The 25133-nt window shown below is 37.8% G+C and carries 28 protein-coding genes; 4 read left to right on the top strand and 24 right to left on the bottom strand.

Annotated features, from left to right (window positions below; all coding sequences use genetic code 11):
• Positions 1–166 precede the first annotated feature (166 nt).
• Genes CC204_RS05440 through yycF form a run of 5 tightly spaced genes read right to left on the bottom strand, consistent with a single transcriptional unit; the run spans position 167 to position 5750 of the window.
• Positions 167–973, bottom strand: coding sequence for an MBL fold metallo-hydrolase (locus CC204_RS05440; RefSeq protein WP_088269170.1), 807 nt, complete (start codon positions 971–973; stop codon positions 167–169).
• Between the two features lie 54 nt (positions 974–1027).
• A complete protein-coding gene (locus tag CC204_RS05445; RefSeq protein ID WP_088269171.1) occupies positions 1028–1909 on the bottom strand; it encodes a two-component system regulatory protein YycI in 882 nt (293 codons plus the stop codon).
• Positions 1909–3219, bottom strand: a complete 1311-nt coding sequence (locus tag CC204_RS05450; RefSeq protein ID WP_088269172.1) for a YycH family regulatory protein — start codon at positions 3217–3219, stop codon at positions 1909–1911. Before CC204_RS05450 ends, CC204_RS05445 begins: the two co-directional genes overlap by 1 nt.
• Positions 3216–5039: a cell wall metabolism sensor histidine kinase WalK gene (gene walK / locus CC204_RS05455; protein ID WP_088269173.1), complete on the bottom strand. Its 1824-nt coding sequence runs from the start codon at positions 5037–5039 to the stop codon at positions 3216–3218. The genes CC204_RS05450 and walK overlap by 4 nt, the downstream gene beginning before the upstream one ends.
• A 6-nt stretch (positions 5040–5045) precedes the next feature.
• Positions 5046–5750, bottom strand: a complete 705-nt coding sequence (gene yycF, locus CC204_RS05460) for a response regulator YycF (protein ID WP_087641426.1) — start codon at positions 5748–5750, stop codon at positions 5046–5048.
• A gap of 185 nt (positions 5751–5935) precedes the next feature.
• Between yycF and CC204_RS05465 the strand changes: the two genes are divergently transcribed.
• Positions 5936–6895, top strand: coding sequence for a S66 family peptidase (locus CC204_RS05465; RefSeq protein ID WP_088269174.1), 960 nt, complete (start codon positions 5936–5938; stop codon positions 6893–6895).
• Between the two features lie 52 nt (positions 6896–6947).
• Here CC204_RS05465 and CC204_RS05470 read toward each other — a convergent pair whose 3' ends face one another.
• Positions 6948–7322, bottom strand: a complete 375-nt coding sequence (locus CC204_RS05470) for a MerR family transcriptional regulator (RefSeq protein WP_227011236.1) — start codon at positions 7320–7322, stop codon at positions 6948–6950.
• Positions 7323–7408: 86 nt separating this feature from the next.
• Here CC204_RS05470 and CC204_RS05475 point away from each other — a divergent pair, with 86 nt between their 5' ends.
• Positions 7409–8191 carry an SDR family NAD(P)-dependent oxidoreductase gene (locus CC204_RS05475; protein ID WP_088269175.1) on the top strand — a complete coding sequence of 261 codons (783 nt, stop codon included), beginning with the start codon at positions 7409–7411 and terminating at the stop codon, positions 8189–8191.
• A 29-nt stretch (positions 8192–8220) separates the two neighbouring features.
• On the opposite strand, the gene CC204_RS05480 is transcribed toward CC204_RS05475, so the two are convergent.
• The 9 genes from CC204_RS05480 to CC204_RS05520 form a co-directional block, all read right to left on the bottom strand.
• Positions 8221–8886 (bottom strand): MIP family channel protein, encoded by a 666-nt coding sequence (locus tag CC204_RS05480; RefSeq protein ID WP_088269176.1) that lies wholly within the window; start codon positions 8884–8886, stop codon positions 8221–8223.
• A 195-nt stretch (positions 8887–9081) separates the two neighbouring features.
• Positions 9082–9939, bottom strand: coding sequence for a DegV family protein (locus tag CC204_RS05485; protein ID WP_088269177.1), 858 nt, complete (start codon positions 9937–9939; stop codon positions 9082–9084).
• Positions 9932–10501: a DUF1836 domain-containing protein gene (locus CC204_RS05490; protein WP_088269178.1), complete on the bottom strand. Its 570-nt coding sequence runs from the start codon at positions 10499–10501 to the stop codon at positions 9932–9934. The genes CC204_RS05485 and CC204_RS05490 overlap by 8 nt, the downstream gene beginning before the upstream one ends.
• A 143-nt stretch (positions 10502–10644) precedes the next feature.
• Positions 10645–11277, bottom strand: coding sequence for a MarR family winged helix-turn-helix transcriptional regulator (locus CC204_RS05495; RefSeq protein WP_088269179.1), 633 nt, complete (start codon positions 11275–11277; stop codon positions 10645–10647).
• 171 nt (positions 11278–11448) lie between these two features.
• The gene (locus tag CC204_RS05500) at positions 11449–12096 is read right to left on the bottom strand and encodes a TIGR01906 family membrane protein (protein ID WP_308422467.1); all 648 of its coding nucleotides are present in this window, start codon (positions 12094–12096) and stop codon (positions 11449–11451) included.
• Between the two features lies 1 nt (position 12097).
• Complete coding sequence (locus tag CC204_RS05505) at positions 12098–12868, bottom strand: TIGR01457 family HAD-type hydrolase (protein WP_088269181.1); 771 nt, start codon at positions 12866–12868, stop codon at positions 12098–12100.
• Positions 12869–12874: 6 nt separating this feature from the next.
• Positions 12875–13528, bottom strand: coding sequence for a YutD family protein (locus CC204_RS05510; RefSeq protein WP_088269182.1), 654 nt, complete (start codon positions 13526–13528; stop codon positions 12875–12877).
• 34 nt (positions 13529–13562) lie between these two features.
• Entirely contained in the window at positions 13563–14942 is a 1380-nt protein-coding gene (locus CC204_RS05515) for a bifunctional metallophosphatase/5'-nucleotidase (RefSeq protein ID WP_088269183.1), read from the bottom strand.
• 316 nt (positions 14943–15258) lie between these two features.
• Positions 15259–15633 (bottom strand): hypothetical protein, encoded by a 375-nt coding sequence (locus CC204_RS05520; protein ID WP_088269185.1) that lies wholly within the window; start codon positions 15631–15633, stop codon positions 15259–15261.
• Positions 15634–15810: 177 nt separating this feature from the next.
• Between CC204_RS05520 and CC204_RS05525 the strand changes: the two genes are divergently transcribed.
• Positions 15811–16269, top strand: a complete 459-nt coding sequence (locus tag CC204_RS05525; protein WP_088269187.1) for a methylated-DNA--[protein]-cysteine S-methyltransferase — start codon at positions 15811–15813, stop codon at positions 16267–16269.
• 64 nt (positions 16270–16333) lie between these two features.
• On the opposite strand, the gene CC204_RS05530 is transcribed toward CC204_RS05525, so the two are convergent.
• From CC204_RS05530 to CC204_RS05560, 7 genes are all read right to left on the bottom strand, one after another.
• Positions 16334–16759 (bottom strand): Asp23/Gls24 family envelope stress response protein, encoded by a 426-nt coding sequence (locus CC204_RS05530; RefSeq protein ID WP_088269188.1) that lies wholly within the window; start codon positions 16757–16759, stop codon positions 16334–16336.
• Positions 16760–16788: 29 nt separating this feature from the next.
• On the bottom strand, positions 16789–17022 hold the full coding sequence (locus tag CC204_RS05535; protein ID WP_088269189.1) for a DUF2273 domain-containing protein: 234 nt from the start codon (positions 17020–17022) through the stop codon (positions 16789–16791).
• Between the two features lie 12 nt (positions 17023–17034).
• A complete protein-coding gene (gene amaP / locus CC204_RS05540; protein WP_088269191.1) occupies positions 17035–17598 on the bottom strand; it encodes an alkaline shock response membrane anchor protein AmaP in 564 nt (187 codons plus the stop codon).
• Between the two features lie 158 nt (positions 17599–17756).
• Complete coding sequence (locus tag CC204_RS05545) at positions 17757–18938, bottom strand: AI-2E family transporter (protein ID WP_088269193.1); 1182 nt, start codon at positions 18936–18938, stop codon at positions 17757–17759.
• A 120-nt stretch (positions 18939–19058) separates the two neighbouring features.
• Positions 19059–20747: a ribonuclease J gene (locus CC204_RS05550; protein ID WP_088269195.1), complete on the bottom strand. Its 1689-nt coding sequence runs from the start codon at positions 20745–20747 to the stop codon at positions 19059–19061.
• 31 nt (positions 20748–20778) lie between these two features.
• Positions 20779–21651: a 4-hydroxy-tetrahydrodipicolinate synthase gene (gene dapA, locus CC204_RS05555; protein WP_088269197.1), complete on the bottom strand. Its 873-nt coding sequence runs from the start codon at positions 21649–21651 to the stop codon at positions 20779–20781.
• Between the two features lie 299 nt (positions 21652–21950).
• Positions 21951–23009, bottom strand: coding sequence for an aspartate-semialdehyde dehydrogenase (locus CC204_RS05560; RefSeq protein ID WP_088269198.1), 1059 nt, complete (start codon positions 23007–23009; stop codon positions 21951–21953).
• 220 nt (positions 23010–23229) lie between these two features.
• On the opposite strand from CC204_RS05560, the gene CC204_RS05565 reads away from it, so the two are divergent.
• Positions 23230–23688 (top strand): S-ribosylhomocysteine lyase, encoded by a 459-nt coding sequence (locus CC204_RS05565; RefSeq protein WP_087641406.1) that lies wholly within the window; start codon positions 23230–23232, stop codon positions 23686–23688.
• Between the two features lie 65 nt (positions 23689–23753).
• Here the strand turns inward: CC204_RS05565 and CC204_RS05570 are convergent, their stop codons facing one another.
• Together CC204_RS05570 and CC204_RS05575 are read right to left on the bottom strand one after the other, a co-directional pair.
• Positions 23754–24575 carry a ZIP family metal transporter gene (locus CC204_RS05570; protein ID WP_088269200.1) on the bottom strand — a complete coding sequence of 274 codons (822 nt, stop codon included), beginning with the start codon at positions 24573–24575 and terminating at the stop codon, positions 23754–23756.
• Between the two features lie 189 nt (positions 24576–24764).
• Complete coding sequence (locus CC204_RS05575) at positions 24765–25019, bottom strand: CsbD family protein (protein WP_088269201.1); 255 nt, start codon at positions 25017–25019, stop codon at positions 24765–24767.
• Positions 25020–25133: the final 114 nt, after the last annotated feature.

Genomic DNA, 25133 nt, shown 5'->3' on the forward strand with positions numbered 1-25133 from the left:
AACCTCTCATTTTTCACTCGTCCAAAATATAGTTAACTATACTGCGCCTTTTATGAAAAAGCAAGTCCTGAAAGATAACTTAACTTTTCTCTAGCCTTTACATACAAAAAAAGCTGGAACAAAACTTAAATCGTTTCATTCCAAGCTTTTGATCTTCACACTTTAATTAAAGAGCAAACAATTCAGAAGCAGCATCTGGATCTGTATCATAGACATTAAAATCAAAATTAACGCCCAAGCCTTTTTCAGCTAAAATAGACTCCATGGCCATTCTCGCATGCTCTTTCGTATTGTTTTCTTTACTTAAATGACCTAAGTAAATTCGTTTGGTATGATCACCGATCACCTCAGCCATTGTCAAAGCGCCATCATCATTAGATAAATGTCCTTTATCCCCCAAAATCCGTTGTTTCAGACTCCAAGGATAAGGTCCCATTCGTAAGATTTCCAGTTCATGATTGCTTTCGATCAAGTAAGCATCCGCATCTTTGATCGTACCACGCACATGATCACTACAATAGCCAGTATCTGTCAACATCACAAATGAGCGATTATCTTTATAGAATCGATAAAACTGCGGTGCAGCTGCATCATGAGAAACCCCAAAGCTTTCAATGTCCATATCGCCAAAGGTCAACACTTTCCCCATATCAAAGATATGTTTTTGCTCGGTTGCAACATTACCGATCATAGGATCCATCGCTGCCCAAGTTTTCTCATTCGCGTAAACATCTAATTTATATTTTCTAGCAAGAACACCGACACCATGAATATGATCACGATGCTCATGAGTGACCAAAATTGCATCCAGATCTTCCGGTTTACGGCCGACTTCTGCTAATAATGATGTGATTTTCTTTCCGCTTAATCCAGCGTCCACAAGTAGCTTTTTGTTTTCTGTTTCGATAAAAAGGGAATTACCTGTACTGCCGCTGGCAAGAATGCTGATGTTAAAAGCTGTTTCTTGACTCATTTTTTCTCTTCGCTTCCCTTCTTTAGTCTACAGCTACTTATTATACAACCATCACTACTGATTTTCCACCTTTGGAACCGTATTATTTGTAATGATCGTATTACTCATGGCATTGACTTGTTCAATTTGCAAATTACTTCCCTTCGCTTTGATTCCAACGAACCAAACAGGTACATAAACATTTTTTTCGCGAATCTTATAAATTCTTGTATACGCTAATTCCATGAACGTGATTTTCGAACTACTCGGTATCTTGTTATTGATATAAAGAGTTTCGATCGCATCCCGATCAGAAAACAAGTCCATTTTATCTCGTAATTCCTCAATCCCTTGAATGTGGGTTTGAGTATACTTATTGATTTTATGGATGCCGTCCGACTCGCCCGTGTTTTCTAATTTCAACGAAATCTGAGCGGTATCATCCTTAAAAGGAATATTTTTGTAAGCTTGAGAAGCAACTAGCTCAGGAAAATCACCTTCCAAACTAGAAAAATCAGGCATATAATGATACTCTGCGCCAAAAAGAACACTATCACGATCTTTTAAAAAGGTCTCTAATGACTTTTCAACATTTTTCTCATCAATGAAATAGCTAGTCTGTGTGTAATTCATTTGAGGATAAATAGTAATTGAATTGTCGACTAACTCTACTCCATTTTTAAAAAAATTCCGATCTCTCGTTTCCCGTTCGTTTTGAATTGCATCATAGAAGTTGGTTTGTTCGCCGCTTAGGTAATAGCCTTCTTTTTTTTCACCTGTCAATTTTTCTTTATACGTGATATCATCTTTGGCTAATCGTTTTTCGATACTATCCGTTTGATCAGAAAAGGATACATTATTCTCTTCTTTGACTCCCTCTTGGTAGATCCCAAAAAGAAACATATTCAATCCTAAAAAGGCCAGGAAAAAAATCCATTCGATTCGTTTAAAGTCCATTATTCCACCTCCGCATTCGCTAAGTGTTCCAATAGCTCAGGAACAGAGGACCACTGACCATCATAGCGGATATACCACTCAGGAGTTAAGTCAACGACTTGAGTGACTTCTTCGATCTTATGCCATGTATAACCAATCACCATTGAATCGATTTTTTCTGAATCCGCTCCGTTCAATGCTAACTGCTCTAATAAACTTTCCGTGCTTTGCAATTGAACTTCCTCTTCTGAAGGAATCGGAACCTGAATCGTATCAACACTTGTCTCGATCACAACGCTGCTTTTTTCTGCTTTATCATTGCCAATGGTGATATGAACTTGTCCTTTATCATTTTCACTAAAGACTGGAAATCCTTCGACAAATGTTCGATAATTGATTTCAGATTTTGTACGATCAAAATAACGTAAATTACCCATGCTTGTTCCTAATTTTTTGATGTAGGAAAAGCTGTCAGAGAATATGTTATCTTGAGCTGTTCTATTTTCGATATCTCCGCTAAAATGAATCGTTCCAAGCTTTTCATCTGCAATCAAACGCTCATTACGACTGGCATAGGACAAATCCTGACTATCTTCATTTGTTTGAATATCTTCTGTGTTTGTGAAAAAAGCATTTCTGAATTTAGTTACTGGCTGTGAGGCTAAAATATAACTATATTTTTTCATCTTCAAGTCATCAGACAAATAATAGTGCTTTTGTGCAAGAGACTGTTGTTCAGAGATTGGATTATATTGAACGCCAACCTTATTCATTAAATTCAAGACTTTTTCATTATCCATAGAAATCGATGTTTCATAAATGTCATTTGAGCTAAAATTTAGAAAGCGCAGTTTATTTTGCTTTAAATTTACCTGAATACAGGTGAAATGAATGTCATCGCTATCTGCAATATCTTCTAAATCGATGTCCAAATCATAAACTGACATATATTCACTTAATAAAAATGGTCCTTCATACAATAGCTCAAAGCCCTGATCCATCGTCAAATAATTTTCAAACTGACTAGCATCAGCTTTAACGACCTGAGTCAGTTTGCCAAAGGTTGCTTGCCTGATTTCATTTTGAACATTTGTGATCAGGTTCTCACTATTATTCATTTCAGATACACCATTTTGCATTCGAATCAAGCGTAATGGTAAAAAGACATCTGTATCAAGACGTTCATTGACTACTGCGGTTGCGAGTTGCTGATCATTTTTGATAGGCTGTTCTTTTTTTGCAGAGCTGAGCCAAATACTAAATGAAAAATACAAACTAAGCAGCACTAAAAAAATCAGTCCGATTCGAATGATTCTTTCTGTTGTTTTCATTCCCACCAATCCTCCTCATAAGGTTCATAAGGCAAGGATATATAAAAGGTTGAGCCTTGACCTTCCTGACTTTCTACCCAAATTGCGCCATTATGGGCCTTGACCACTTCTCTTGAAATCGCCAAACCGAGCCCAGTTCCCCCTTGTGCTCTAGCACGAGCTTTATCGACACGATAAAAACGATCAAAGACTTTGTTGATATCCTTTTTAGGAATTCCCAATCCCTGATCCGTTACACTAAACACAACATTATTGTGTGTTTCAAGCAAGCGACAGGTGATTGCTCCGCCATCTGGAGAGTATTTGATTGCGTTGTTTAGAATATTATCCAGCACTTGAATGATTTTATCAGTATCTAGCTCTACCCATAGATCACGTTTTGTAAATTCACGATGGATCGTATATTTTTTTTCATTGGATTCCACCATCATATCAAACCGATCTAAAACAAAATTGATCAGCTCATTGAAATTGACATATTCCAGCTGTAATTCATTATTGCCCGAATCCATCCGTGAAAGATTCAAGAGATCATTGATCATTCGAATCATTCGATCGGTTTCTTCCAAAGTCACATTTAAGAAATTGGGTGCGATTTCCGGATTCTCCCAAGCACCTTCACTTAATGCTTCGATATAACTGCGCATACTTGTTAAAGGCGTTCTAAGTTCATGAGAAACGTTAGATACAAATTCACGGCGCTCCCGCTCATTTTTCTCCTGTTCGGTCACGTCATGAAGCACACAAACCAAGCCCGTAATAAAACCTGATTCACGGCGGATCATCGCGAAATCAACACGAATGATCATTTGATCCTCAGATGAAGTCGAACGATCGATCAAAATTTCTTCCGGCTCTTCTAATAATTTACGTAAAGTATAATCCGTCTCAATATCTAGTAATTCTAGCAAAGATGAACCGATCACATCTTCATCTTTTACATTTAACAGAGACAGCGCCATTTCATTGATCGTGATTACTTTTCCTCGTCGATCAGTCGCAATGACACCATCTGTCATATGAGCAAGCACACTATCTAGACGATTTCGTTCTGCTTCCATCGTTTCTTGCGCTTCTTCGATTCTTTCGGATAATTGATTGAAGGTTTCAGCCAATTGTCCAAGCTCGTCTTTTCCATATACTTGGACTTTTCCAGTATAGTCTCCTTTAGCGATCCGCAGAGCCTGTTCTCTCATTTCACCGATCGGCTGTGTGATCGAACGAGCAATCAATAAAGTGACAATGATTGAAATAGCACCTGCGATCAAAGAAGCCGTAAAGAAAATTCTTGCGGTATCCGTGATTTCTTGATATTTACCTTCTATATTACTTTTAACATAAAGAACCCCGATGACTGTATCGCCAGTCGGGGATTGAATAGGCACAACATTGATGTATACGCGTTTATCCTGATCCATTGCCGAATATTTCTTTGCACTAAAATCATTCAAATCACGGTAATCATTCTTCTTGCCGACGATACCTTGACGATTCAGATCACTTGTCGCACGAACGATTCCTTTATCGTCAACAACTCGCGCTTCAATTGTTTCAGAACCAGCAAAATCATTGAGCGTTTTCTTCAAATTCGCATCGATTTCTGTTCGGTCTTGATTTTTTTCACCTAATTTGCTGCTGATCGTGCTAGCAAGCTGTGTTGTTTGGGAATCAACATTTTGTTTATAGTCATTGATTGTGGTCGACTCTAATTCTCGGATAAAATAGCCGCCAATGATTTGGATCGCAATCAATAACAAAAGGATAAACGATAAGGCGATCTTAAAGTTTACCGATTGAAAAAAGTGAACTTTTTTCCTCATAGATCACTACTCCTGTTCAGGGTTACGAAGGTAATAACCAACACCACGGCGTGTCACTAAATAGGTTGGATGACTTGGACTATCTTCGATTTTTTCTCTTAAACGACGAACGGTTACGTCAACTGTTCGAACATCACCAAAGTAATCATAGCCCCAAACGGTTTGCAGCAAATGCTCTCTAGTCATGACTTGGCCGATATGTTTGGCTAAATAGTAAAGCAGTTCAAATTCACGGTGAGTCAGCTCGATCTTACCGCCTCTTTTTGACACCATATAGGCATCTGGATGAATCGTTAAATCACCGATCATCAATTCCGACTGTGTTGTCGTTTCAGCTTCTTTTGCACTCGTTGCTCCTCGACGCAAGTTTGCTTTTACTCTCGCAACAAGTTCACGATTTGAGAATGGTTTTGTGACGTAATCATCGGCACCTAACTCAAGGCCTAAAACTTTATCGATCTCAGAGTCTTTTGCTGTCACCATAATAATTGGCATATCGTATGTTTTACGAACTTCTCTAGCAACTTCCAGCCCGTCCATTTTTGGCAGCATCAAATCAAGAATGATCAAGTCAGGCTCTACTTCTTTGACTTTCTCTACTGCTTCTTCTCCATCATAAGCCGTAAAAACTTCATAGCCTTCTTTGGTAAGATTATACTTTACAATATCTGAAATTGGTTTTTCATCATCTACAACTAAGATTTTTTTCATCTAAGAGGCACCTCTTTTTCATTTGTCTTTTTATTAATCAAATACATTTTCTCCTATTATACCTTATTTTGTCCACTGTTTCATCTCTAGCTCATAAGGCACTATTTTTTAAGATTCAGATATTGCTAAAATAATGAAAGAATGACTATAATAAAGAATAAGTTTTTTTAAAGGAAGCGATCAAAATGAAACCACCTAGATTAAAAAAAGGGGATCAGATTCGTGTTGTTGCCCCCTCCAGCAGCTTTGCCCGTTTAAATGATTTCGGGATCAACCTAGCAGAAAAGAAATTGACCGAATTAGGCTTTATTGTCACATATGCTGAGCATACGAATGAAGAAGATGTCCTAGGCTCTTCCTCTATTTTGAGCCGTGTCAAAGATTTACATGAAGCCTTTTTAGATCCTGAAGTGAAAGGTATTTTAACGGCAATCGGCGGTTTTAACAGCAATGAACTTTTACCTTATATCGACTTTGAATTGATTAAACGCCACCCCAAAGTGCTTTGCGGCTATAGCGACATTACTGCCTTATGTAATGCAATCACGACGAAGACTGGCCTTTTGACCTATGTTGGTCCTCATTTTTCTAGTTTCCAAATGGATGAGCTGCAAGACTATCAGACAGAAAATTTTGAATTAGCAACCATGAAAGAAGAAGCTTTTGACGTTCGTGCATCGAAATCTTGGAGTCAAGATAAATGGTATTTGCCTCAGCCTAAAAGAGAGCTGCATAGAAATCAATGGAAGGTTTATAACCAATCGACACCTGTTACTGGCATTTGTTACGGCGGAAACTTAGGAACGTTTCAACTACTATTTGGTACATCGTTTCTTCCAGAGCTTGAACAATCGATTTTATTTGTAGAAAATGCAGAAGAGAACGATTACCATGACTTTGCGCGTGGTTTAGCCTCTTTACTTCAAGTAGTAAGACATCCAAAAGCATTATTGATTGGACGTTTTCCAAAAGAAACTGGCATGACAGAAGAACGTCTTTTAGCTATCTTAGGTAAGTATCCTTTGTTAAAGGAAATACCAGTGATCTATGATATGAATTTCGGGCATACACAACCGATCTTTACTATCCCTATCGGTGATCGTGTGACCGTTGATACTACAACAAAACAATTGACCTTTTTTTAACAATAAAATCCACTGCCGATTTCTGTTACTGAATGAAATCGACGGTGGATTTTTATTGGTTGTACTTCTCTTCCAGCTCCTCATATAAAGAAATTTTATTGTCCAGTAAATGTAAATGATTTTGAACTTTTTCATATTCAGCTAAAATCTTTGAGCGATGCTTCAACAATAATTCTTTTCGGGCTGTGATTGTAGCATCACCGATTTTTCTTAGTTGTGTATATGTCTTGATTTCCTTCAAAGAAATTCCAGTGTTTTTTAGTTTGATGATGAATGTAGCCCATTCGATATCTTCTTTACCATACAGTCGATAATTATGTTCATCTCTAAATGGTTCAATCAATCCTTCTTTTTCATAATAACGTAGTGTATGCTCACTAATGCCGATTTTTTTAGCAAATTCACTGATCGTATAAATATCTAGCACCTCCTTTTAAATTGTTCTTGCATTAGAGTCGTCTCTAAACCCTATACTTTCATTGTACCACCAAAAAAATTTAGGAGGAAAAAAAGATGAACTATGTTGTAATTACAGGAGCAAGCTCTGGTATCGGCTTAGAAGCCGCCAAGGCATTTGCTTCTTTAGGAAAAAATCTAATCTTGGTTGCTCGAAGAAAAGCACGTCTCGATCAATTGAAGGCTGACATTCTGGCTGAACATCCTGAACTGGATATCGACCTCAAAGTGGTTGACTTATCTCAGCGTAAAGCTGTTTTTAATCTATATGATCAATTGAAAAAGTATGAGATCGACACATGGATCAATAATGCAGGTTTTGGCTACTATCACTCTGTTTCAAATCAGGATTTAGAAAAGGTCGATCAAATGCTGGCGGTCAATATTGAAGCTTTAACGATTCTTTCTACTCTTTTTGTAACTGATCATGAAAATAAAGAATACGCACAGTTGATCAATATCTCTTCAGCTGGAGGGTATAAAAATGTTCCTAATGCAGCTACTTACTGTGCATCAAAATTTTACGTCAGTGCCTTCACTGAGGGGATCGCTTTAGAATTAGAACGAAAAGGTGCCCCGCTTCAAGCCAAAGTCCTTGCTCCTGCTACGACAGAAACTGAATTTGCTCAAATCGCCAATGATTCGAAAACCTATGACTACTCAAAGGCCTTTTCTATGTATCATACACCCAAAGAAATGGCACAATTTTTATTGACTCTTTATCATAGTCAGGAAGTTGTCGGCGCAGTTGATCGTGATACGTTTCAGTTTCAATTATCAGGTCCATTGTTTGCACATTATCAATCAGGCATGAAAATATGTAAACAAAAAACAGTCTAACGATGTTCGATCGCTAGACTGTTTTTCATTTATGCTTCTGTATCAAGCAAGTACTTAGCAACTAATGCTGCAAGCACGCCACCAATCAGAGGAGCTACGATAAATACCCAAAGTTGAGATAAAGCATCTCCACCAACAAAGATCGCTGGTCCTAAACTTCTTGCTGGATTCACAGATGTTCCTGTTAATGGAATACCTACTAAATGAATCATCGTTAAAGTCAAACCAATAACAACTCCTGCAAGTTTGGCATTCCCTTTTTTAGCACTTGTGACTGTCATGATCACTAAAACAAAAATGAATGTTAAAATAATTTCTACTAGTAAAGCACCGACAGCACTTAAATCACCAAAACCATTTTGGCCAAGACTTGTTGTCTCATAGCCTGCAGCATTTAAAATAGACAATAGTGTAAATGAAGCAAGGATCGCTCCCACGACTTGTCCTACGATATAGTAAATGAATTCCATTGAAGAAATTCGTTTATTGACCCACATGCCTAATGAAACAGCTGGATTTAAATGTGCACCAGAAACAGTCCCAATACTGTATGCCGCTGCAATGATTGTTAACCCAAATGCCAAAGCGATTCCAGTTGTACCGATTCCTTCCATCCCATTTCCTAAAACGGCAGTTGCGGTACCAAAGAAAACTAAAATGAATGTTCCAAGACATTCTGCAATTGCTTTTTTCATAACTTTTCCTCCCTAAATTATGTTCATTATTACATTATCACAAAAAATGAAATATTTCATGATAGTTTCAATTAGATTTCAAAAAAAGAGCCATGAGTAAAAAGAAATATAATTGATAAACATAATCATAAAAGGAATATAAAAAAAATACCAACATTAGGCACCTGATGCATGCATAAATGTTGGTATTTTTACTTAATCTAATAACTGAATACCGATCCCTAAAAGTCCTGGTCCAGTATGAACAACTAAAGCTGGACTGATGGTCCCAAAATAGATTTTTTCAGCTTGTGGAAAATGCGTCTTCAGCCTTTCATAAAACTGTTCTGCTTCTTCCACTGCTTGCCCTTGAGCAACTGCCAGAACAATTTTTTTATGCTCTCCAATAAATGATTTGACCAGCTCAAATGTTTTATCCAAGCTTTTCTTTCTACCTCGTGCTTTCGCCACTGTATGGTAGATTCCTTCTTCATTACAGGAAATAATTGGGTTCAACTTTAAGGCATTTCCTAAAATAGAAGCTACTAAACCAATTCTTCCACCTTTTTGTAAATACTCTAATGTTGCTACATTGAAGAAAACTTTCGCTTTTTGAACATTTTTTGACATCGTTGCTATGACTTCTTCCCACGTTGCTCCAGCTTCAATCAATTTTGCTGCTTCAATCGCCTGTAAGCCGCTGCCGATCCCAATATTTTTTGTATCTAAGACGAACGTTTCCAAGCCTTCTATATCTTCACTAATCAGCCGAACTACATTAAATGTTCCGCTTAATCCACTCGAAATAGTGACCGCTAAAACTTTTTCATAGCCATCTGCTTTGATTTGCTCAAAAATCTTTGTAATGGTTTCTCCATCAGGTAATGAGGTACTTGGAATTTCTATCGGTAAACGTTCATAGACTTCTTCTGGTGTGATATCCACTTTGTCCGTATAAATTCGGTCTTTATAGATGATCTGTAATGGAATCATGTATATCCCATATTGTTCGATCAGCTCCTGCGGTACATCTGTCCCTGAATCAACTAATAAAGCGATTTTCTCTTTATTCATAGGTTTGTTCTCCATTTTCTTCTAAGTATTTTTGTTCTAATTCAATGACTTTTTCAGTAAATAGCTTCGTTGCAAAAGACAATGTTGCTCCTTTTACAGCTAAATAGTCCACAGTGATCGGCTGATCAAAAGCTGCGATCGGCTGCTTGCCTATTGCTTGAGAAATGACAACGGCCAGTGCTGCTTCTTGCTCGTTACAAAAAAGATCATAGGCTTCTCTAATCCCTACGGCTGATCCCTGGTAAAGAATTCCCTGTTTGATTTCCGGAATCGTTAAGACTTGTTTCAATAAAGTAATAGCAATTAAAAAAGCTAAATGCTTTTGATTGTAACGCTTTTTCTTAGGTGCTGGAATCAATCCTAGTTTGACATAATTATTGACCATCGAAGAGGTCAGCAATGTGTGTTTTTCTTTCAAAATAATGGGAGATAGATAGCGCTCCACTAATGTGATCACCTGATCCATATACAGGTCTATCTCTGGTAATTCATGCCACCTTGGCAAATGAACATCCACTAATTCTTCTCCCCATGTTTGTAAAGAAGATTTTATGTTATTCACATTATTCCTCCTTCTTATTACAAAAACAGTTTAACATTATTTTAAAAAACATTCAATCTAGTTATCACAACTAGATTGAAAATAACAAAAAAACAAGCTCTCAATGAAATAAAAGCTTGTTTTTTCAACTCGTTTAGTAGTTATTAAAAATCGTTAAAGCCATTGTCCTCTTCCATCCCATGTGCAAAAGGATTAAAGCTAAATTTGTCTCTTTTTGGAAAGCCGTTCGGATTAAAGTCACCATGAGGATCAAATCGTTCCGCATTTGTCGGATCAACTTTCCCAAAGCCGCCAAGTCCTCGACCAGGACCACGATGCATATGCGGACCGCCAAAGCCTCTTTCCTCTTCTGGAATTTCTGCTTCTAAAGCTCCTAGAAGTTTATCCATAATAATTTTGAAAGATGCTTGTTCTTCCTCTGACAAAACATCAAAAATCGTTTCTTCCTCACTTCGGCTATTATCTGCAGCAGTTATCCCTGCTTCTGTAAGTCGAATGACCATAACTCTTCGATCACTTTCTAGTGGTTCGCGGCTAATATACCCTTTTTTCTCTAATTTTCCTAATAACTCACCTAGCGATTGAGGACGCATATCTAGTAAATAGGATAATTCTTTTTGAGTCGTTTCTGGTTTTAGTTTTAGTAAGTTCAATACACGTCCCTGACCTCTATGAGGATTACCAAATGGTCCATGTTCTCTCCGACGTTTCATAAAATACCGCTGCATCATTGCTTGTAATCTTAGAAACTCTTCCATTAATGTTTGTTCTTCCATAATCGATTCCTCCAAAAAAATAATATAGTTCAGGTACCTGAACTATATTATAAAGGTACCTGATATAAATGTCAATACTTTCAATCAATAAACATATATAGAAATAGACAGCCCCCTGCTAAAAGAAACATCGAAGGCTGCCTTCACAGCAACCTTCGATGTTCATGAAAATCATATTCTTTTAAGTTCGCGCTTACCAAGGATTATTCCAATCAAGAAAAAGACTTCCAACAAGATAAAAAATAGAATAAAGCTGTGCATGAAAAATTCCTCAGGCAAGACATTTATGATCGGATCTGTTGCTGGATCAAACAACCAATCATCATTGTTAAAAAAGACACCATGAAAAGCCACAAAAAACTGATCAAAGCCAATCGCCATCAATAGGCCAAAAAATACTGGAATGATCATCCCCCATTGAAACGGTCGAATCAAACGCCATAGTCTTCTTATTTTGAACAAACGATAAATAAACAGGCAGCTTGGAATGATCGTCACAAGCAAGACCCCATAACACAAGAGAAAAAGTCGCTTCACTTCATAAAAATGAAACGCTCCGCTTGCAGAAACTGGAAAGTCAGAGAGCTGTAATGTTTGGTTCCAAGGATTATTCAAATAAGACATCAACTGACCGAAGTTCTTCAAAAGTTCCGATTGACTGATCGTTACTTGATCAAGTATGTTCAACGCTTTAATGTCCCAAACATAAAGGGGTCTAAAATTGATCGTCAATGTGATACTCAAAGAAAGGATCGTTAAAATCACACATAAAATTCCCAAGCGTTCCAGCCAAATCCAGCTGGTTTCCTTTCTCCTCATATCAAAATGTCCATTCATCCAACGAGTTTAAAATATACGTTGGTTTTGCTGGTAGATCAGGAACAGCTTCTTTAGGAGTAAAACCTGATAATACAAGTAAGCTATCGATGCCATTTTGAAGACCTGACTGAATATCTGTTTCATAGTTGTCACCAACCATGATCACTTCTTCTTTTTCAAGACCCAAGACTCTTAGCGACTCATTCATAATGATCTTGTTCGGTTTACCGATCATGATCGGTGTCGTTTGGGTAGCTGTAGCAACCAATGAAATAAATGAGCCGGCTCCAGGTAATAAGCCCCGCTCTGTCGGGATACTTTTGTCTGGATTCGTTCCTATGAACACCGCACCATTTCGAATAGCAAGTGCAGCGATAGCAAATTTTTCATAAGTAATCTCTGTATCTAACCCAACAATTACGTAATCTGGTGTTTTTTCGTCCCAGATAAATCCAGCTGCTAAAATCAAATCAACTAAGCCTGATTCTCCGATGACATAGACTCGCTGGCCTTTTTTCTGTTCCTTCATATAATCGATCGTTGCAAGACTAGCTGTATAAACTGTTTCAACCGGCACATGGATATCAAATTCTTGTGCTAGTCGATCCGCGACCGCTTTGGGTGCTTTAGTCGTATTGTTAGTTACAAAAAGAAACGGCAAATTTAGCTCCTGCAATCTTTCTACAAACCGTTTACCTGCCGGAATCACTTCTTTTCCAAGATAAATCGTACCGTCTAAATCAATTAAATAGCCTTTGTAATGTTTTTCCACAAATGATTACTCCTCACGTTGACGAATCGTAAATGAACGCCCTTGGTTGCCAGTACTTTCCTGTTTGCCAACCACTGGTTTTTTCTGTTCATTTTCTTTACGGTTTTTGATCACTGGTTTGGTTTTATTTGGTACCGGTGTACGTTTTTCTTCTGTATGTGCCTGATTTTTATTTGCAGGCTTTTTATTGTTCTTTTTACGACGAGTTTGTTGTTTTTCTCTTTTTCCGCCAATTCGTTCGATCACAAAATAAGCACAGCCGAAATTACAATACTCATAAAGATAATCCTCTAAGGTATCGATGCGCTGTTCTGGCGCCGCTTTTCGGTTTGCGTCGCTAAAAAAACCTTTTAATCGTAGCTGATCATAGCCCCAATCGCCAACTATAAAGTCGTATTTTGACAATACATCACTGAAACGTTCGCCTAAACGCTCACCGTCGAATGCATCACGATGGTTCTTTACCAGTTGGTATTGACGGTCACCGATCATCAACTGATCATCGTCGATAAGCGTCACGATCTCGCCTTTTTTCTTTTCTTTAACTGGTTCTTCTTTTATTTCTTCGATAACTGCTGTAAGTTCATCGGTTAAGGTTGCTTCTTCTTTATGCTTTACCGGCTTTGCCGATTTATATGGTCTCTTCGTTTTTTCTGTCATATTTACACCACCTGATTTTTATTATACCTTGTTTTTACTGGATTGGATAGTGGGCAGCTAGGTAGTCCCCTAAAACTGTTCGCAAAAATTCCGGGAAGATAAATTCAATGTCTCCAGCTATTTCAATGGTCGGGAAAAATGGAATAAACATAAAATGATCGACCGTCGTAAAGGTATATTTTTTGTGTAGATCAATCGGCCGATTTTGCCAAAGGGCTTGCCGCGTTTGTTTATCATAAGAAAAACCATCATAATATAACTCCCCGAAAACCTTACCGCGAAAACCCATTCCAGAAATAGGAAATTTACGTAAATAATGTCGATTTTTCTCCATTTCTTGCAACATCCGAACAAAATCAGCACCTGAAAGAGTTACTCGAATCAAATGCATAGGATGCGGCAAGCTTTCATGCAACTGATCTTTGTCAACGATACCTTTGGGGATATCTGTCAAAAATAGACCATTATTCAATACAGCAGCTTCTGTTCCGCCTTTTTCTTTTAATGCGTTTAAAGCTATCGTCATCAATGAATGTTCAGTATTTAGGTCGATAGAAAGTGGATATGGAATCTCAGCAAGCTGCTCTTCCCGCAGTAATTGATGGCCTAAAGCTAAGTAATCCTCGATTTCTCTTCGATCATCTACTTCTTCTGGTAAATCAGCTGTGGGTAAGGCTTTTGCTGTACTATGAATGATTTTATTTTGTTCGACCATTACATGGACCTCTCCAATATAGTGACCGAATTTTCCTGCTGCAGATAATTGCGTTTGATTGATTTTTTCTCCATGTCTAAATAAATGATGTGTATGTGAGCCTAATAAAATATCGATTTCCGGAAATTCATTGGCCAGTCTGATATCTTCATCAATGCCTAAATGACTCATCAATATCAAAATATCACACATGGGACGAACCTTTGTAAGTAACGATGGTAAAACCGATTTAGCCGTGTGGATCGTCCAGCCATTTGGTTCATAGGTCAAAGGAAAAGGAGCTGTTAATGCAATCAGCCCAATTTTAGTATGGCCTGCTGTTTCTATAAGTTTGAATGGCTCTGACCACTCCGGGGTTTCTCCAGTTTCTTTATCTTGTAAATTTGCCAGCAGCACATTGAAATTTCGATGATCATACAAATGGGTCAGCTGTTCTTTAGAATTCCCTACGCCTTCATTATTCCCAATTGTTGCTGCATCATAGCCGATCGTATTCATCAGCTCAATATTTGCTTGTCCATCAGTCGCTTCAGTCAATGGATGCCAGCGATCAACAAAATCCCCAAGATCAACTGTTAGAACTGTTTTTCCTGTACGGAGATACTTCTCTTTTTGACTCGTCAGATACCGTCTGATCTTTGGCCAGTTTTCTAGGTGGGAATGTAGATCATTTGTGTGAAAGATGACGATTTCTTCCATCATAGCACCTCCAAAATTCAGTATATAAAAGTATAGTACCATATTTAGACTTGAAGTATATTGCAACTTCCTCTAATTCTCTTTTGTTCATCTAATTGTTACTGTACCGCAGTTTTCGGATATTTTCACTATTTATAGTTTTCTTTTGATATGGTATTCAAAGGGGATTCAGTTTGAACAATGACATCTGCACCTTCGGTAGCGTTTGCAGTTACATTTTGAAATGAACTGCTCCAAATAAAAGCAACACTGACAAAATTATTTTCTTCATGTAAAACTCCTTACTAATATTAAATTGACAATATGTAAAAATAATTCATTTGTAAAATTGGATTGGTTTACTAGTCCCCTCAATGCCTTCAGTTCCATCAATGCTTTTTGTATATATCATTTCATTATCTGATAGCTTGAATGTTAAAACTATTTTTTCATATTTGAGAATTAAGGTATCTTTAGTAACTGTATCTATAACGCAAATGTACTTATACTTCTGCACATTATTTTCCAACAATTCTGCGATGATATGTCTATTTTCCGATTTAACAAGACTCAATTCATATCTCGAGTCTTCTCTTTTGCCTTCCCAAGTCTTTAAAAACAAATCTGTAGTCTCCTCTTTTTTTTCTGTTTTACAACTACTCAGACTAATTAAACATATTAGAACTACTAATATTACAGACAATTTCTTCACTAATTCTCCTCACTTTCTGAAACAACATGATGTACAATACATTTTAACACATAATGTAAGATATAAAAAAGATAGCAAATAAAAAAGCTCCCATCTCATAAGAAATAGGTTGATTGGTATTCAAACATTTATCAATGAAGTATAATAAAGTAACAACGAAAATACAGGAGGCTCGAAATGAAAGTACACGCTCCTTTTGGTTTCATTTGGCTCGATGCAAATGATCAAGGTCTGACAAAAATTTCTTTTACTGAACTGTCAGAACACCACGACAATCGATATACACGGCAAGCGGCAGATGAATTGGCTGACTATTTTTCAGGAAAGCGAACGTCCTTTAGTGTACCTTTGTCGATTCAAACTGGCACAGTCTTTCAACAAAAGGTATGGCAGGCTCTTACTCAGATTCCATACGGTGAAACGCGTAGTTATTTAGAGATCGCTAGTGCAGTCGATTCCCCAAAAGCTGTTCGCGCAATAGGCCAAGCGAATAGTAAGAATCCACTTCCAATCATTATTCCCTGTCATCGTGTGATCGGTAAAAACGGACAGCTGACAGGCTATTTAGGTAGCGCTGAACAAGAGGGGTTAAGCATCAAACAAACTCTCTTAACGATCGAACATATTATTTTTTAATTAAAAAACGTGTGAAACCTCAATTTTATAGGTTCCACACGTTTTGTCATGTTATTAGCTTGATTTAATTTACAGTTTTAACAGTCTCAGTCGCTTCTTTTCCTCGATACTTTTCCAAATATTGTTCTTTGGTCATCACATCACCGACATTCATATTGAATTCCACAAGATCCAACCCAGTCATATAATGGATCGCTTGTTTGATCTTCTCAACTGTTTTGTCGAATAACATAGAAATATCAACATCGTACTGACAAATAACAGAAACATCAACGGCTACTTGTTTCGTTCCAACTTCAACGTCGATTCCTTTTGTCAAATCCTCATTATCTCTAAAACGTTCTGCAAAATCCGTAAACAAATTTCCACTCAGACCTAAAATACCGTCAACTTCCGAAATAACAACGCCTACGATTTTTTTGATCACGACATCATCAAAAGTCAACTTCGATTTTAATTGAGCCACATTCTCTTTAACTTCTTCTGTCATTTTTATTTTCCCCTTTCAAAATTTTTTGTTTAAATTCCTATCATCCCGCGTACTGCATCGATCAAGGAATAGATATCCAAATCTTCATCCCGCATTTTACCGATAAGATATCCTACTGCACCAAAAATCAGCAGAACCAATGTTTTCCCAAAGCCGATCCAAAGGAAAAGTACTGCCAATAAGAAAAACAAGGTTGTCCAGATGATTCTAAAGCGGTACGGTTTAAGCCGTTTGATCCACTCTTCTTTTTGTTTTTGCTCCATCATTGTTCCCCCCTAAACGACTCGTGATTGTTTTTTTCCAAATGAAGTAGAATTTGTTGGTTCTTTTTCCTTTAAAGAAACGGTCACACTACTTTCGATCGATTCTAACGCCTTAGCCAACGCTTCTTCCACCCGTAATTTAATCTCATCCGCCATTGGGGCAAAGTCTTCCTTACTACGAACGTCGATTTTCAGTTTAACGACGACCTTTTCTTTTCCTTTGATCTTGACAACTACTTTTGTTTTATCTGGATGAATCACTGAATCATAGGCATTTTGCACAATTTGAATAAGGGTGCTTCTAAGAACCTCCGTACGGTTCAGCCCATCTTTTACAACCAATCGCTTGCGGCGCGCAGAAACAGATAAGACAAACAATAAAATAAGAGTCAAAAGACCGCCTAAAATCACCAAAATCCACTCAAAAAACGAGAACAGCCACAAATGACCAATGATAAAATTCCCAATTATTGAAGATAGCCAGGGAATTTGGAGTACTTGGCTAAGTAACCCTAGCGTTCCAATGAAAAGTACTAATGCGATCAATCCAAATAGGATCTTTATAAATCGCCTCATAATTATCTCTCCTCATAAACCTGCATTTTTTTATCTTATTTAAATTGTACCGCCTAAAATTTTGTATTACAAAAGATACGAACTCTATTTGAACAAATCCTAGAAAAAAACGAACTAGTCTTTCTCTCTAACAAGTTTGACTAGTCCATTTTTTTAGTTTATTCATCTAAGTATTCTTCTTTGGAAAATTCAGTATCCTCGTACTCTCCACTCTCTCCATAGTACTGATTATAACGTTGTTTGAATTTACGGAAAATATAAGTAACCAATACTTTAGCAATCGCATAAATCGGAATCCCAAAAATCAACCCAAACATGCCGAGTAAATCACCCATTACTAACAAAACGATCACAATGGTCAATGGATGGACAACAAGACGTTTTCCCATCACTTGCGGCGCAATCAAATGACCATTCAGCATTTGGACGATCATCCAGACAATACTCATTTTGATAAACATTCCAAACGAAACCATTAAAGCAACGATCGCAGCTGGAATAAACGCGATCACTGGACCAATATAAGGAATCACAGCTGTCACACCAACAATGATCGATAGTGTACCTGAGTAAGGTACTTTGATCAGCCAAAAACCGATGAAGGTCAAAATACCGATCGCGATCGATACTAGGATTTGACCTTTTAAATAGGCACCTACTTGACTGCTCATCGTTGCTCCGATTTCTTTGGCATCTTTTCTAAAACGAGGCGGTATAATACTTAACACAAATGAAAAGAATTTTTGATCATCCTTTAGTAAAAAGAAAGTGATGATCGGTGCCGTGACCATTATAAGTGCAAAACCAGTCAGTGTTGAAAACACAGTTGAAGCTCCTTCAACTGCTTTTGAAAAATAACTACCGATTTTATCCGACACATTGTCGAACCAATTTTGAACACTAGCTAATGCATCTGCTAAAGGCTTTTCGAATGCGGAATTATGGAAAAAGTCAGCAACCATTTTGTTGAGATCTTCCATATATTGAGGAAAACTTTTGACCAGACCATCCACTTGCTTTTGGATGATTGGAACGACCAAAATAATCCCAACAACGAGCAATGTGATCAATACAACAAAAATAGCTGATACACCATACACTCGTTTTACCTTGTGCTTTTCCAGCCAATTTACAACCGGGTTAAATAAATAATATAAAATCAATGCTAAAATTGTTGGACCTATAATCGTCTTAAATACAACCCCGATCGGACCAAAGATAAAGCCAACTTGGTGAAAAATGAAAATCACTGCACCTAATAACAGTAAAGCTACGAGCGTAAATAACAGATTTTTTCCCCCAAGAAATTTGATCCAGCGTGTTTCTTGTTTCTTTTCCAAATCTATCCCTCCCATCATCCATTTAATTGTATCTAAAAAAAGTGTATCTGTAAAAAAATTCAGTCATGATAAACAAAAATCACTCAGCCGCTATTACGCTAACTGAGTGACTGTTAGATGCTAATTTGATGCCTTGCGTCCTTTTCTTTGAGTAGCCTCCATGATAACTGGTAGGATCACTGGACGACGTTTCGTTTGTTCAAACAAATAACGGCTCAATTGCTCCCGGATGTCTTGTTTCAACTTACTCCACTCAAAATCGCTGCTTTCGAGATGTTTTTCAACGATCTCAGTCACGATATTGCTACTTTCTTTCATCAAGTCTTTGCTTGTTTTAACATAAACAAAGCCTCTTGAGGTAATTTTAGCAGGAGAAACGATCCGCTTTTCACGGCGATTGATCGTCACAACAGCAACAAAAATACCATCTTCTGATAGAATTCGACGATCGCGTAGAACGATATTACCGATATCACCAACACCGATTCCATCGATCATAATATTTTCAGCAGTTGTACTACCAGCTACTGTCATCTTATTCTTCGTATATTCAAGAATATCACCGCGACCTGTGATAAAAATGTTCTTATAAGGAATACCTAATTCATGTGCTAAGTCAGCATGTGCTGCTAATTGCCGGTACTCTCCTTGTACAGGAATGAAATATTTAGGTTTGATCAAGTTTAACATCAGCTGTAAATCTGTCGGACTAGCATGACCAGACACACGCATATTATCTGAGATTTGTTTGACAACACCGCCAGCACGATAAACGATATCTTCTGTTTTGGCAACAGCTGTTTCCATCGCTGTTGTTGGCGTAGTCGTGATGTAAACTAAATCACCTTCCTGGATTTTGATCGTACGGTGGGTTTTGTTCGCCATTTTCTGCAGCGATTTGATTGGCTCACCCATCGTTCCTGTTTCCAGAATGATCAGTTGCTCCGCCTGATATTTTTTCATTTCTTTGACACCGATGATCAAATCTTCACTTGGTAACTTTAACTTATCTAACTTGATCGCTGTGTTGATGATTCGTTGGAAATCTTGTCCTGTTAAAACGATCTTGCGATCAGAGCGATGGGCAGCGTCTAAAATTTGCTGCACACGTTGCAAATTACTTGCCACGCAAGCTACGATAATACGGCCTTCCCAGTAACGAATCGTATCGAATACTTCATCTGCAATTTGAAGTTCAGAAACAACTTGTGAAGGATTTTCAGCATTTGACGAATCACTCAATAAGGCAAGAACACCCTCGTTTCCGATTTCTGCTAAACGCCCAAAATCAGTTTGATACATCGGTATTGCACTTTGATCAAATTTGAAATCACCTGTGTAGACAATATTGCCTTCTTTGGTTTTCAGATTGATTCCGATTGAGTCAGGAATCGTATGTGTGGTTCTGAAAAAGCTGATTGTTGCATGCGCAAAATCGATTTCCGTATGTGCATCAACTACGTGAAAATCATCAAAGTTTTTTGATTCAGCATGATCACCTACGTTTAATTTAGCTAACTCGATCGTTAACTCCGTACCAAAAACTGGTACATGAACTTTGGCTAACAGATACGGTAACGCTCCAATCGCATCTGCATGACCATGTGTTAAGAAAACCCCGGCAACTCGATCAATGTTTTCTTCCAAATACGTAAAATCAGGAATGACCACATCAATCCCCAGCAGTTCATTTTCTGGATATTTTAATCCGCAATCCAGCACAAAAATTTCATCTTCCACTTCTGCGATGTACATATTTTTACCATTTTCACGAACGCCGCCTAAGGGAACGATTTTTATTGTACTCACTAGTTTCACCTCTCTATATTCTCATACCAGATCATAGATCCAATATGCTTAAAATTTTCGCCTTTTCTTCAGAAGTACAAGATACAAGAGGTAAACGTAAATCACCGACAGCAATGCCTAAATGATTTAACGCCGCTTTAACTGGCGCAGGAGATGGTACTGAAAACAGTACATTCATCTTAGGCAGTAATTGCCGTTGAATCGCTGCTGCTTTTTTTAAATCTCCTTGATCCAGTGCTTGATACATGTTATACATTTCCGTACCAAAAACATGACTGGCTACCGAAATGACCCCTTGTCCACCTATCGCTTTATTTGAAAAAGCTAAGGAATCTTCTCCAGTATACACTAAAAAGTCTTTTGGCGCTTTCTCAACCAACTCAGTTAAGGCATCTAAACCAAAACATTCTTTGATGGCCACGATATTTTTCAACTCTGCTAAACGCAAACTTGTTGCTACATCAAGGCTGGCAACCGTTCTTCCCGGCACATTATACAAAATGATCGGTAAATCACTTGCTTCAGCAATGGCTTTAAAATGTTGATATAATCCTTCTTGATTTGGTTTATTGTAATAAGGAACAACAGCTAAACCAGCATCGATCCCTCTAATAGCAGAAATTTCTTTGACAAATTCAACTGAATCACGTGTATCATTGGTTCCCACACCACAAATGATCGGTACACGCCCATCAACTAAACGAATCACTTCATTGAACAACTCGATTTCTTCATCATGAGTCAAAGTAGGGGATTCTCCCGTTGTACCTGCTAAAATTATTCCTTCTGTATGATTATCAAGCAGATGATTCACCAATTGAGGCAATCTAGAAAAATCGATTGCACCATTTTCGTCAAAAGGTGTGACCATAGCTGTGATGATCGTTGCATTTTCTAAATTCATACTTACTTCCTCCTAATTTAAAAGCGGAACAGGCTCGTCAAGCTCTGAAAGAAAAATAGGAAAAATCGATTGAGACGCTTTTTGTCTCATTCTATTTTTATCTTTTTTCCGAAGAGCTAGCCTGTGCAGCTGGATAACAATAGATGCGGAACAAATCGCTTAATCCTGTAGAAAATTAGGAAATTGACTTTGTGACATTCTTTGTCACACTGGCAATTTGTCTATTTTCCTAAGGATTGATTTGTGCAGCTGGATAATAACAAGCTTCCAATTTCCAAAGCGCCAATTTTTGGAGCGATTTATTCAACACCAACCAAATCCATTGCATGCAATGTTTCAGCAATTTGAACGGAATTCCACGCTGCTCCTTTTAACAAGTTATCAGAGACGACCCACATATGGTATCCTTTATCGATATCGATATCTTTGCGGATCCGTCCAACAAAAGTTTCCTTACGATCGATGCTTGTCAAAGCCTGCGGATAAATTTGCTGACTTGGATCGTCCTGTAATACAGCGCCAGGTGCTTCTGCTATCAACTGCTTGATTTTAGCCACATCTGCGCCATCTTCTTTGACTTCGATATAGACAGATTCTGAATGTCCAGACAATACCGGAATCCGTACACATGTTGCAACAACTTTGATGCTGTCATCTTCCATGATCTTCTTCGTTTCATTGATCATTTTCCATTCTTCGTATGTGTAATCCTCATCTGAGAAAACATCGATCTGCGGCAACGCATTAAACGCGATCGGATAATGTTTTTTATCTCCACCACTCGGTAAAATCGTTGCTTTAAGCTGATCGGCTGGTGTTCCATTGATGTAGTCTACCGCCTGTGATTTTAGCTCTTCCATTGCATGGATACCAGCTCCGCTAACTGCCTGATAGGTCGATACGATCAACCGATCCAATCCATACGCTTTACGAATCGGCTCAAGTGCCACCATCAATTGGATCGTTGAACAGTTTGGATTAGCGATGATTCCTTTGTGACGTTTCAATGCGTGCGGATTGACCTCTGGAACTACTAGAGGAACTTCTGGATCCATTCTAAAATGACTCGTATTATCGATAACCACAGCTCCTCGTTTTACCGCTTCAGGAGCAAATTGTTTAGAGATACTTCCGCCTGCACTAAACAAAGCGATGTCGACATTTTCAAATGACTCAGGAACTAACTCTTCGATTACTAATGTCTGTCCTTTAAATGTTAGTTCTTTACCAGCAGAACGTTTCGATGCCAAAAGTTTGACATGGTTCAACGGCAATGTCGAATCAGCCAACATTTCGATCATCTTTGTTCCAACAGCCCCAGTTGCTCCTACTATGGCAACATTATACTTTTCTTTCATACTTATTTATCTCCTCTCGTCTTCCTGAAGAAAGTTGCTTTTTCCATTTTACCATAGTATCGACTATTACTACATAGGAAGTAAAGTGATTTTTCTCCATTTTATTGAAATAATTCATTCTACTCATCGTCAAAGAAGTCCCTGCGTCAATCTATTGACATTTGAAACGTATTTGTTATAGTTAAAAGCGACATTTACTTAATTTGAAGGAGTGAATACCATGGCACGTGTTGAAAGTTTTGAATTAGACCACAATACAGTAAAAGCCCCTTATGTGCGCTTAGCTGGTACAGAAAAAAATGGGGAAGCGCTGATCGAAAAGTACGACCTACGCTTCTTACAGCCAAATGAAGATGAATTGCCGACAGCTGCAGTTCACACACTAGAACATCTATTAGCAGTAAACTTACGTGATCATTTAGAAGGAATCATCGACATCTCTCCAATGGGCTGCCGCACTGGTTTTTATATGATCATGTGGAATGAACATTCACCAAAAGAAATTCGCGATGCGTTAGTAAACGTGCTTAATTTTATTGTTGAAACAGATTTCGTTCCTGCTGTTTCTGCAAAAGAATGTGGAAATTACAAAGATCACTCTTTATTTTCTGCACAAGAATATGCAAAAATCGTTTTAGAAAAAGGAATCAGCTTAGATCCTTTTGAACGAGTACTTTAATCTAGCAAAAAACAAGAACTTTGGATTGATCCACGTTCTTGTTTTTTTGTTTTTGATAAAAAGTTTCATCCCAATGCCACATCTAATATCATCATAATAATGAAACCGAGCATTACGCCAAAGACTGCAAAGTGTCTTCTGCTAGTTACTGTTTGCTGCGCTTCTGGAATCAGTTCTTCAACTACTACATAAATCATTGCTCCTGCTGCAAAAGCCAGTGCATAGGGCAATAGCATGGTGACCTTCGTTACCAAGATAGCTCCAATGATCCCTGCGATAGGTTCGACAATTCCTGAAGCTTGACCATACAGAAAGGCCTTTTTCCGGCTTAGATTTTCTTGACGTAAAGGAATCGACACTGCTGCACCTTCCGGAAAATTTTGAATCCCGATTCCTAGAGCAACAGAAACTGCCGCCAAGACAGCTTTTGTTGGATCATCTGCTGAGTTTGCTGCGCCAAAGGCTACTCCGACTGCTAATCCTTCTGGAATATTATGTAATGTAATAGAGAAAACGAGTAAAATCGTACGTTTTAGATGACTCGGCAACCCTTCTTTTTCATGATTCGGGCCAAAATGCATATGGGGCAACGTCTTATCAGCAATATATAAAAACAATCCGCCTAAACCAAACCCGAAACTTACGACCAGCCAAGCAATACTGCCGTTTTCTTCTGCTTGTTTGATAGCCGGGTCAAGCAAAGACCAGAAACTCGCAGCGATCATCACCCCTGAGGCAAACCCCAGCATTAAATTCAAAATATCTTTTTTTATTTCCTTAAAGAAAAAAACCAATGCTGCTCCCAAAGCAGTCATGAAATAGGTAAATCCTGTTCCTACCAACGCTTGCTGCCAAGCCTCCAGTGATAATAACCAGTCAGTAAACACTCATATCCCTTCCTTCCACACTCTACTCCCTTAACTTTATCATATCAATGATTTTATGACTACGCTTTACAACAAAAATAAGAGTGAAACAAAACGAAACGTACGCTTTTGTCTCACCCTTATTCACTATTATTTGATTATACAAGTAAACTTTGTCAGTTAAAATCTGTTTCTTAGTTTTTCAAATTACTACTTATCATCATGTTTGTGGAATTTTTCTTTGATATCTTCAAAGCCTTCTTTGATCTTGTCACCAAGTGATTCAGCACCCTCTTTGATATCGTCACCGGCATCACGAGCTTTATCTTTTGCATCTGCAAAAGTTGATTGTGCTTTACCTTCAAGTTCTTTCCCTTTATCATCGGTTACTTTCCCTTGAACTTCTTTAGCGGTACCTTCAACTTTATCCTTTGCATCATCTAAACGTCCATTTAAATCTGCCATGTCAAAATCCCTCCTAATATTTTTTACTACACTATTACAATAGCACCATTTTGAGGTTGCCACAAATATTTAGCTTTTTTAGGAAACATGACCTTTATATAGTATAAAAAAATT

This window comes from Enterococcus wangshanyuanii (assembly GCF_002197645.1).
In the GTDB taxonomy this organism is placed as follows: domain Bacteria; phylum Bacillota; class Bacilli; order Lactobacillales; family Enterococcaceae; genus Enterococcus_L; species Enterococcus_L wangshanyuanii.